The organism is Halomicronema sp. CCY15110 (genome assembly GCF_016888165.1).
Taxonomy (GTDB): domain Bacteria; phylum Cyanobacteriota; class Cyanobacteriia; order Phormidesmidales; family Phormidesmidaceae; genus Halomicronema.
Map to the genome: position 1 here is coordinate 1 of NZ_JACSWC010000109.1, position 9,803 is coordinate 9,803.

Annotated in this window: 6 protein-coding genes and 1 pseudogene; 3 read left to right on the forward strand and 4 right to left on the reverse strand. The window is 56.2% G+C overall.

Annotated features, from left to right (window positions below; all coding sequences use genetic code 11):
- Positions 1-152: 152 nt before the first annotated feature.
- The 3 genes from JUK32_RS01540 to JUK32_RS01550 all read right to left on the reverse strand — a co-directional run bounded on the left by JUK32_RS01540 (position 153) and on the right by JUK32_RS01550 (position 5,950).
- A complete protein-coding gene (locus JUK32_RS01540) occupies positions 153-1,373 on the reverse strand; it encodes an FAD-dependent oxidoreductase (protein WP_204137094.1) in 1,221 nt (406 codons plus the stop codon).
- A 119-nt stretch (positions 1,374-1,492) separates the two neighbouring features.
- Positions 1,493-4,657 carry a single-stranded-DNA-specific exonuclease RecJ gene (gene recJ, locus JUK32_RS01545; RefSeq protein ID WP_309224463.1) on the reverse strand — a complete coding sequence of 1,055 codons (3,165 nt, stop codon included), beginning with the start codon at positions 4,655-4,657 and terminating at the stop codon, positions 1,493-1,495.
- Between the two features lie 285 nt (positions 4,658-4,942).
- Positions 4,943-5,950, reverse strand: coding sequence for a sugar transferase (locus tag JUK32_RS01550; protein WP_204137095.1), 1,008 nt, complete (start codon positions 5,948-5,950; stop codon positions 4,943-4,945).
- Between the two features lie 396 nt (positions 5,951-6,346).
- Between JUK32_RS01550 and cobM the strand changes: the two genes are divergently transcribed.
- Entirely contained in the window at positions 6,347-7,156 is an 810-nt protein-coding gene (gene cobM, locus JUK32_RS01555) for a precorrin-4 C(11)-methyltransferase (protein WP_204137096.1), read from the forward strand.
- 162 nt (positions 7,157-7,318) lie between these two features.
- The gene (locus JUK32_RS01560; protein ID WP_204137097.1) at positions 7,319-7,849 is read left to right on the forward strand and encodes a gamma-glutamylcyclotransferase; all 531 of its coding nucleotides are present in this window, start codon (positions 7,319-7,321) and stop codon (positions 7,847-7,849) included.
- 61 nt (positions 7,850-7,910) lie between these two features.
- Here JUK32_RS01560 and JUK32_RS01565 read toward each other — a convergent pair whose 3' ends face one another.
- Positions 7,911-8,972 (reverse strand): Gfo/Idh/MocA family protein, encoded by a 1,062-nt coding sequence (locus JUK32_RS01565; RefSeq protein ID WP_204137098.1) that lies wholly within the window; start codon positions 8,970-8,972, stop codon positions 7,911-7,913.
- A gap of 539 nt (positions 8,973-9,511) precedes the next feature.
- Here JUK32_RS01565 and JUK32_RS01570 point away from each other — a divergent pair.
- A pseudogene (locus tag JUK32_RS01570) lies at positions 9,512-9,649 on the forward strand (transposase); the annotation flags it as partial.
- Positions 9,650-9,803 lie beyond the last annotated feature (154 nt).

The following is a 9,803-nucleotide window of genomic DNA, read 5'->3' on the forward strand; positions in this document are numbered from 1 at the left end:
TATCACTGTCCAGGTAAGAGGTTGAGGGTTGAGCGGAGTCGAAACCCGTCTGCGAAATAATTGTGTCCACCTACTTAACAGCCCCTCGAAGACGGTACATAATCCGGCGTTGCACGGGGTGATTTGGTGAACTCGGGCGCTGCATCTCTTTCCTAAACTCGCAGGGGCACGGGGGCGAGACCGTGGCGCAGCTGGCGCTGTTGATAGAGCCAGGCGGTTTGAGTGATCCCCAGACGTCCCAGCGCCGTCGCTAAAGCTTTGAACGGTTGATACGTCAGCGGGGAGCCGGTGATGAGGGCGATTTTTTCCCACTCTTCGAGCTGCAACTTTTGTACGAGGTCAATTTCGGGCTGCCGCTCAGCTTGAATCGTCGTCAGCCTACGGTCGAGGATTTCCGCATCTTGCCCCTGATGCCACCCGGGAACAAGGTGGTTGGCGATCGCGATCGCATCCCGCAAGGCCATGTTGATGCCTTGGGCGCGGTTGGGAGCCATGGGGTGGGCGGCATCCCCCGTCAGCAATAGCCCCGGTACTGACCACTGGGGCGCGCACCCCACAATGACATCGAGAAAGATGGGGCCGACCAGTGCTGAGCGCTGCTGGTGGAAATGGGTGGCGAGCTTGGGCGGCAGGGCTGGGGTGAATTCGGCGATCCAGTCGCGATCGCGCTGCTGTTTCCCGGCTCCCTTTTCGACAATCCAGCCAATCTGCAACCGCCCATCCCAAGAGGGATAAAACGCAAACTGCCGCTGCCGTTGCAGGCAGACGGTAAAGACCGTTTCGCAGAGCAGTTCAGCGGGGGCGGGCAGCTTAAACCACAGCACATCAAACTGCGTTTCGGCTTGGTGGAGGGTTAAACCGGCCAACTGACGCAGCCGCGAATAGCGACCATCGGCGGCAATCACCAGGTCGCCCATGAAATCTTGGGTCTGGCCGTTTTGGGTGGCCGTCACGCCAACCATGCGCCCGTTCTGCCGCAACACATTTTGTACCTGCCAACCAGCATAAAACTGAAAGTGGTCGTAAATTTGAGCCCGCTCAGCGATCGCCGCCAGCAAGGCGGATTGATGAATGATGTGGGTCGGTGGGGGACCCTCCAGCGGCCAGGGTTCCACCACGCGCATACGCCGCTGTCCGTCGATCACAAAGTCCCAAGCGTCAAGCTTACGGGTCGAAATCTGGGTCAGGCAGTCTCCCAGTCCCATGTCAATTAACGCCTGTACGCCTGCAGGCATCAGTCCTTCACCGCGAAAGACGCGATCGAACTCAGTTTCTCGCTCAATCAGCGTGACGGCAATTCCCCGAGTCGCGAGTAGATAGGCCAGGGCGACGCCAGCGGGGCCGGCCCCCACAATAATAATTCTTTGACCCATCGGCCTTTCCTTAGCGGTGTTCCTTCTCTGTGATAACGATATTGCCTGCTGGTCGGCATCACCGTCAGCAACGTGAGCGGGTGTGGCGATCGCCGCAACACACGATCACCCATCGCGACTCAGGCATAAATGCGTTGCAGCAAACCCGGCGTTTGCGCATCGCCAATCACTAACTCTCGCATGTGTTCAAAGGCCCATTGATAGAGTGGGGGGCTCGCCTGGGCGGCAACTTGTTGCAACTGGCTAATTTGGTCGAGATAGGTAGCGGCGGTGTCGCCATGGGCCTGAAACCAAGCACTCATGGGATGCTCCCACTGGGCTAAGAAAGCTACGAGCAGGGCGCGATCGCCGGGGCTGACCGGTTCCGAATTTGCCGGGGCGTAGAGTTGCTGGTCACTGGGACGCTGACTGGCCTTCAGCGCTGCGGGTTTGACAGTCGTCCAAGCATCGGCCCACAGAGGCACGACCATCGCCACCGTGTATTTATGCCTTGTCCCCAACGGCAAGTTAGCCAATGTGGCGTGGCCCTGGCGTTGTAAAAAGCCATGCAAGTCATCCAGGCAGGGCCTTACGACCTCTCGTTCCACCACGTGCCCCAGCCGTAACCCGGCCTCACGGTAATCAGCGGTTTGCGGTTCCGAGCCATCGGCTGCTGCTAGGGCGACATGCTTATAAGCGGCGTACAGATCTTTTTGGCTCTGAGTTTGTAGGCAAAACCAGACCTTGTCGCTGACCGCATCCCGCACCTCCCGCTTAATTGCTTTGGGGTCCAGGGTCGGTGGGGGCCGATGCATCGTCTGCTTGATCGTTTCAATGTGGGCCTCTTGATGTTGCATCGCCGTTTCCTGGGCTTTCACCTCGGCTTGCAAGGCTTGCAACTGTTGGGTTTGCGTCACCGATGATTGCCCTGCCCGAGCTTGCAGCAGTTCGATTTGACGGGTCAACGTGGCAATGTGCTGGTCTTTGTCCGCCAGCAGTTCATCTTTTTCTAACAGCAGATGGGTCTGTTGCCGAATTTCCAACGCATCGAGGCCCGCGCGCAACAGGTTGAAATAATGGGGTTCGCTCAGATCGACGGGCTTTGCCGTCGCCCCCGGAACGCACAAGTAGCCCTGGCGATCAGGCAGCGACACCACAAATACCTGACTTTCAGGATTTTGGATCTCGAGCTGGCGTGAGTGACCGGTTTGCACAGTGCGCACCTGATAGCAACGGTGGCTGTAATAAAATTCCGCTTGGCTGGTGGCTTGAGTCACTGGGGCGGGGGCCGTGTCTCTCCCATGAGTCGCCGCCGCACTTGGCGCAGGAGTCCCTGGCCGCTGAGGGGAGGCCGCGACGGGATCGGACTGACCTGAAGTCCTCACTGGAGGTGCTTCGGCGACGGTCAGCGGTAATTGGGGAGATGCCTGACCGTTTACTGGGGCCGTATGGCTAACTGGCACCGTCCGAGCTGCCGCGGTCGGCAGAGTGGGCGGTCGTACGCCCACCAGTTCGAGCTGTAGGCTGGTGTTGCCCTGCCACTCATTGATCTTGAGCTTATAGGCAATATCCAGTCGATCCGGCAGCGGACAGTAGGTGCCCCAGCGCCAGGCGATCGCGGTCAACCGATGATCCGCATCGTCAGCCACCGTTAGCTTGAGGTGGGCTTTGGTCTGGCCAATGGCCCGCTGCTCCGCTACGCGCACATTCGGCGTCCAGAACACCGGATCCGGGTTGCCAATGCCGCAAGGATGCAACTGATCGAGTTGGTCGTGCAAAGCAAAGGTGAGTTGGTCAAAGGTGGCGCGGACATCCACCGTCACCAAGGGTTTCAGGTGTTCTATCCGCAGGGTTTGGTTGGCAAAGTTGACTAACCGGGACTTGACCTGCCGCAAATGCTTAGCCAAAAACGAAAACCCGCCTGCCGCCTTGTGTCCCCCAAACTTGATCATCAGGTCGTGACAGCTTTGCAGCGCTTCAAAGACTTGAAATTCGGGGATGCCTCGGGCCGAACCGCGAATCTCTTTGTGGTCATCATCTTCATAGGTGCAGATGAATACGGGCACGCCGTAGCGCTCCACCAATCGCGACGCCACAATCCCAATCACGCCGTGATGCCAGTCTGGCTGCAAAACAAGTAATACGCGATCGCGCACCAAATCCACGCTGCCCTCAGTTATTTGCGCTTCCACCCAGGCGATCGCTTCTTCCTCAATGCGATCGCACATTTCGCGTCGCTGTTGGTTCGCGGCCTCACATTCCAAGGCCCGTTGCAGCGCCACATCCACATCGTCTGTCGTCAGCATTTCAATCACGACTTGCGGATCGCCAATGCGCCCGACAGCGTTGATGCGGGGGCCGAGCCGAAAGCCGATATCTTCGGGCTTCAGGGTGTCGTTCTCGTCCCCCAGTCCCGCCACCTTGATCAGGGCCTGCACCCCAATCAGGCGCGATTTGGGCAAGAGCCGCAGACCCCGCCGCACCCAGCGACGGTTGACGCCGGTCAGGGGCGCGAGGTCAGCGATCGTGCCCAAGGTGAAGAGTTCCAGCAATGGGGCCGTCAGGTCTTGAATGCGGCCCATGGCCTGGGCCAGACACACCGCCAAAATGTAGGCTACTCCGACCCCCGCCACCCCGTAGTAGGGCGATTCCGGCGGAATTAATTTGGGATTTAAGATCGCGTGGGCAGGGGGAATCTCGGGGGGCACGTCGTGATGGTCGGTGACAATCACCGTCAGCCCCAACTCCCGGGCGTGGGCGATCGGCTCCACCGCCGCGATGCCATTGTCGACCGTGAGAATGATGCTAATGCCATCGGCAAAAAACTCATCAACGATGCGGGTGTTGATGCCGTAGCCCTCTTGCATTCGACTGGGGATGGCGTAGTCAACTTGGGCTCCCAAATACCGCAAGGCCCGCAGTAGCAGCGCCGTGCTCGTCATACCATCGGCGTCGTAATCCCCGCAAATCGCAATTTTTTCACCCAGCTCAATCGCCTGTAGCAGAATCTCGATGCTCGGTTCCAAGTCGGGAAATTCATCCAGCGGGGAAGGCAACAGCAGTGATTCCGGATTGAGAAATTCTTGAGCGGCTTCTGGCGTCTCGATAGCACGATTGAGTAGCACTTGAGTTACCAAAGGCGATCGCTGCAACTGTTGCGCGAGGCCCTGGGCTTCACCTTTGAGGGCAGGATGAATCTGCCAGCGCTGATCCGGGATACCAGAATAGGCCTCAGCCGAGGGGGAGTCCTGCGAGACGGATGGCTGAGGGATGGGTTTTGCGTTTGCTTTTGCCGGGTCACTCACCAACGGCCTTACCACAGTTGTGCAAAAAGTTAGATCGCTTGCACTAATATATCGCTTCTGCTCGAAATGACACGACAGTGACTTAGCCTAAATAACGCCTCGTCTATACACGTTCAGGCTGAGCTGGTCGAAGCCTCGATTGCTAAAGCATTACAGCGACCCTCCGACCAGTTCAGGACGAGTGGTCGCAACACGCTGCAATTTTCCAAAAATATCGTGAGCTTTTTACATTAGAGCGCTCAGCTATTGTTGTCTCACTCTCATGAATCATGCCGGCTAAGCGATTTAAGACGCGCCCGCTTGCTTGCTGAACAGCACCAAGACCGTTTTCACAATTAGTTTGACATCGTACATCAGGCTCCAGTTTTCCTGATATTTCATATCCAAGCGAATAACGTCCTCAAATTTCTTGATATTAGATCGCCCATTGACCTGCCATTCCCCCGTGAGTCCGGGCTTCACATTCAGTCGCTGCCAAGCGGGAATTTCGTAATGGGCAATCTCATCAGGGGTCGGCGGTCGCGTGCCGACTAAACTCATGTCCCCGCGCAGCACGTTCCAAAATTGGGGAAATTCGTCGAGACTTGTTTTCCGCAAAAAGCGACCGACTCGGGTGACGCGCGGATCATTTTCGTTTTTGAACAGTGGCCCCTGTACTTCATTTTTGACTCGTTTTTTCAGGGACTCGGCATCCACGACCATGGACCGAAACTTCCAAATACGAAAGCGACGACCCATCCAAGAACAGCGGATTTGACTAAAGAAGACGGGGCCGGGGTCATCAATCTGAATCGCGATCGCGATCGGCACCAACAGCACCGCCGTCACGCTCAAGCCGACTAGCCCCCCGCCAATATCCATCAGGCGCTTGGCTTTAGAGGTGACGGAGGGGTGCGTAGAGCGGATCTGCCGCTCTAGTTGTCGCGGCGGTGTGGGTAAGGCATCTTCGGCAGGGCGCTGCTGAGCAATAGTGAAGACCTTATCGAGGTTGGTCATGTTGAGCACCATCATGACCTGGGGGCCGACTTCTTTCAGCAAGATGTCCACCTGATGTTGCTCACATAGGCGGCGGCAGATGACCAGGGAGCCCAAACCGCTGCTGTCTAAAAATGTGGTGGCCCCAAAGTCGAGGGTGATTTGCCTGAGATCGTCGGGGCTGGATTGAAAAATATTACGGCAGATCGCTTGAAAGTCGATCGCCTCATTAACGGCAAAGAGCGGGGGCAGGATGACGGTACAAACGCCATTGGCAAAACTGGTGGTGATGGCAGAAGAGGGGGAGTTTGGAGGCATACCAGTAACGCTTGCAATCTAGGACTAGCAGCTAAGTGTCAACCATTACACATTGCGTTCGACCAGGCTTGGTTAGACCAGAGCCCCGGTGCGAAACAGTGCAGAAGCGAGTGGCGACGACGTTCAAGTCTGCTAAGTCAGGACTTAGGAGGGGAAAAGTCTGCGCCAGCGCTTTCATCATACCGGAGGAATTTTCAGAAGTTGCTGATGTAGAGTGCCCAGGAAACTGTGGAAAATACCCAGTTCCTAGAATTTTGTGGGGAAATCGAGTGCCTCTGCCACGTCCACAGGCCAAAGTCTTTCGGAAATCTCGGGCGGCGCTCGGCGAACAGAAACAGATGAGCGCGACCGAAAGCGCTAAGCTAAGGGCTGATTTACCTGTTAGCGCCCATCGCCATGCCTCTGACCACGCCCCAAAGCGCGACTGCCGATACCCAACCGTTGGCCCCTGGAGTTTATTTTTTAGGGGCGGGTCCGGGCGACCCAGAGCTCATCACGGTGCGGGGACAAAAGCTATTACAGCAGGCCGATGTGGTGGTTTACGCTAACTCGCTAGTACCGCCGCAAATGTTGAGTTGGGTCAGAGCGGATGCGGAAAAGGTGGCGACGGCCAATATGACCTTAGAGGCGATCGCCCCCTTGATGATTGAGCGGGTCAAAGCGGGCAAATCCGTGGTGCGGCTGCAGTCAGGCGATCCCAGTTTGTACAGCGCTATCCATGAGCAGATGCAAATCCTGACCACAGCCGCCATCCCGTTTGAAGTGATTCCGGGGATCAGTGCCTTTCAGGCGGCGGCGGCCAAACTCAATGCCGAGCTGACGATTCCGGGCCTCGTACAGTCCATTATTTTGACTCGCATCAGTGGTCGCACCAAAGTGCCTGACACGGAAGAACTCGCCACCCTCGCCGCCCACCAGACTAGCCTCTGCCTTTACCTCAGCGCCCGCCATGTGGCTGCTTCGCAAGCGCAACTGTTAGCTCACTATCCGGCTGATACGCCAGTTGCGGTATGCTTTCGGGTTGGTTGGCCCGATGAACAAATTGAGGTCGTGCCCCTGTCTGAGATGGCTGCCATCACGCAGCGAGAAAACCTGATCCGCACCACGCTATACATCGTCAGCCCAGCGTTACGGGGGGCAACGGTGCGATCACGCCTCTACAATCCAGAGCACACTCACCTGTTTCGCCCTCAAGCCAGCGGCTAGGTCAGTGACTCACTGGTGATGTGAAGTTCGCTGTACGGGCATCGAATTAATTTAATTTCACATTTAATCTACGGTAAGCCAATCGGGATATAGTAGATTGGGCGGATCCATGGCAGGCAAAGTCTGCTACAATCCCTCCCATGTCGCTCAGGCCAGCAGATTATGTCGGTGACAAGACTTTTTTCTGAGATTTCCAACGAACCCAGTTTTTACTACTTTGCTTACGGGTCTTGTATGTGTCCCGTTGATTTGAAGCGATCGCTGGGCGAAAGCACCCACCACTATGTCGTGGGGCCAGCCACCTTGACGGGATATCGGCTCGGCTTCTTCCGCAAATCAGAGCGGCGCAACTGCGGCGTACTCGATGTGGTTAAAGAGTCTCAAAGTGCCGTCGAAGGGGTCTTATATCGCTTGCCCCAACGGTTGAGTGCGCGACTAGATGAGCGCGAAATCGGCTATCACCACGAAGCGATCGGCGTGCATTGCCAAGGGCGATTGTACGAGAACGTCCGCACTTACACCGTGTGCGAAAAGTTGTCCCAAGAGATTGCCCCGAATGACTGGTATTTCAGCGTGGTGCTGCGGGGAGCCTACACCTGCGGGCTCCCCGAGCAATACGTTTGGCAGCTATTTGACCATATGCATCGCTTGCAACAGGCCCAAGGCATGGGGCAAATGCTGAAGTCAGCGTAAAGGAAGTCGTCTGTTGAGCAGCCATGGGGAACTCGCGACACGAGCTTGTCAGTCGGCCCAGCTAGAGCGCGATCGCGTTGGATTCAATGCCTGTGGCAGCTAAGTCTTCACCATGCCAAGCCTTGCCATCCAGGGCCATTTGCTCGATGAGGCTGGCTAGACGCAGGGCTTTGAGCGCTTGTTCGCCGCCCACCGATGGCTTTTCGCCCCCGCGTACGCAGTTCACAAAATGCTCTAGTTCGGCGTGCAACGGTTCGGTGTTGCTAGTGTAAACCTTTTCGATCAGACCATCCTGGCGATACAACACTTGACCGTAGCTGGTCATCGTATTGGCCGTGGTTTGACGGTGAATCAGAATTTCATTGTTGAGGAAATCGGCTTCCGTCAGGGAATTGCGACAGTGGGCCGCAATGCTACGAATTTTGCGGTGGGTGACTTTGCTCGCGGTCAAGGTTGCTACCACGCCATTGGCGAAACCCAGGGTAGCGGTCACGTAGTCGAGATAGCCCGAGTTGGCCGAACGACTGCCACTGGCTGACAGCTTCACCACGGGGGCTCCGGCAAGTTCCAACAGTAAATCAATGTCGTGGATCATTAAATCCAACACGACTGAAACATCATTGGCGCGATCGGAATAAGGACTCATCCGGCGGGCTTCTAGGGCCAAGACTTCCTCGGTGCGCAAGACGTTATGCAACTCTTTAAAGGCGGGATTAAAACGCTCAATATGCCCCACTTGCAAAATGCAGTTGGACTCAGCAGCGGCGTTGACCAATGATTCTGCTTCGGCAATGCTAGCCGCGATCGGCTTTTCAATGAGGACGTGTACCCTAGCGTGTAAACAACTCATGCCCACGGAGTGATGTAGCCGCGTGGGCACCGCCACACAAACGGCATCAACCAAGGCAAGCAGGCTGTGATAATCCTCGAAAAAGCGCACTCGGTATTTACTGGCAGTATCGAGCCCGAGCTCAACGTTGACATCAGAAACACCCACGAGTTCCACATTTTTGAGGCGACTTAAGACTCGTGTGTGGTGTTGTCCCATATTGCCCACCCCAATGACCCCCACCCGAATCGGGTGCGATGGCGTCGCTGGGACTTCAGTATTTGCACCGTTCATAGATAGACTCATCGTGTTAGCCTGCAATCCTCTGAATAAGGAATTTCGCAACCGAGATATCAGCGATATCAGCATGCCAACAGGTTACGAAATTAAACAAGATATTATCACGCCTTTACTTTAGGACTTTTTTCGCTAGCGTCATGATTTCTAGGACACCTCTGCAAAACGTCCTCCCGGTTAAGCGATCGCGGGGCTGGGGTGATATGTTCTGCGTCTGTCTGATGCTACTTCCTTGACGACAACTGCCAGCGACCCGCCGCCACCGAGAGAGACCATTTGAGATCTTTCGGTATTGCCGTCAAAGTGAGCAATGACGTCTACCAGCAGTTTGACCGATGCCGCATGGGCAATTCTCGAACGCCTCTTGCCCGAGATCTTGCGCCCTAAGCTACGTGCGTTCGCCAAACAGAAATGAGGAGGGAAAAAGCTGAGCCTGGATATGCACACCACTTTATCCGCAGTCTCGCACCTCGATATCTCGCAGGTTTGCTGGGTAGTTGATGATTTCTGTCGAGCCTTTGAGCCGCAATGTCTTCACCGACAAGGTAATGCTGCGCAAACGGGTCTTGATTGAAAGGATCAATGACCAGCTCAAGAACGGCTGTCAGATTGAGCATTCACGCCATCGCAGTCCCTTCAACTTCCTCGTCAATACCCTGGCGGCCTTGGCCGCTTAGGGGTCGGCGGGAAAATAACATCCCGGTAACGGCAGTGCTTGGGTGGCTGGGTGGCTGGGTGGCTGGGTGGCTGGGTGGCTGGGTGGCTGGGTGGCTGGGTGGCTGTGTCAGTTGCGGGTCTGGAGTCGGTACTTTAATTGCCAGCGCATCG

Coding starts and splice junctions, on each gene's coding strand:
- JUK32_RS01540 (WP_204137094.1), bottom strand. CDS start 1,373: ATGGGTCAAAGAATTATTATTGTGGGGGCCGGCCCCGCTGGCGTCGCC.
- JUK32_RS01550 (WP_204137095.1), bottom strand. CDS start 5,950: ATGCCTCCAAACTCCCCCTCTTCTGCCATCACCACCAGTTTTGCCAAT.
- cobM (WP_204137096.1), top strand. CDS start 6,347: ATGCCTCTGACCACGCCCCAAAGCGCGACTGCCGATACCCAACCGTTG.
- JUK32_RS01560 (WP_204137097.1), top strand. CDS start 7,319: ATGTCGGTGACAAGACTTTTTTCTGAGATTTCCAACGAACCCAGTTTT.
- JUK32_RS01565 (WP_204137098.1), bottom strand. CDS start 8,972: ATGAACGGTGCAAATACTGAAGTCCCAGCGACGCCATCGCACCCGATT.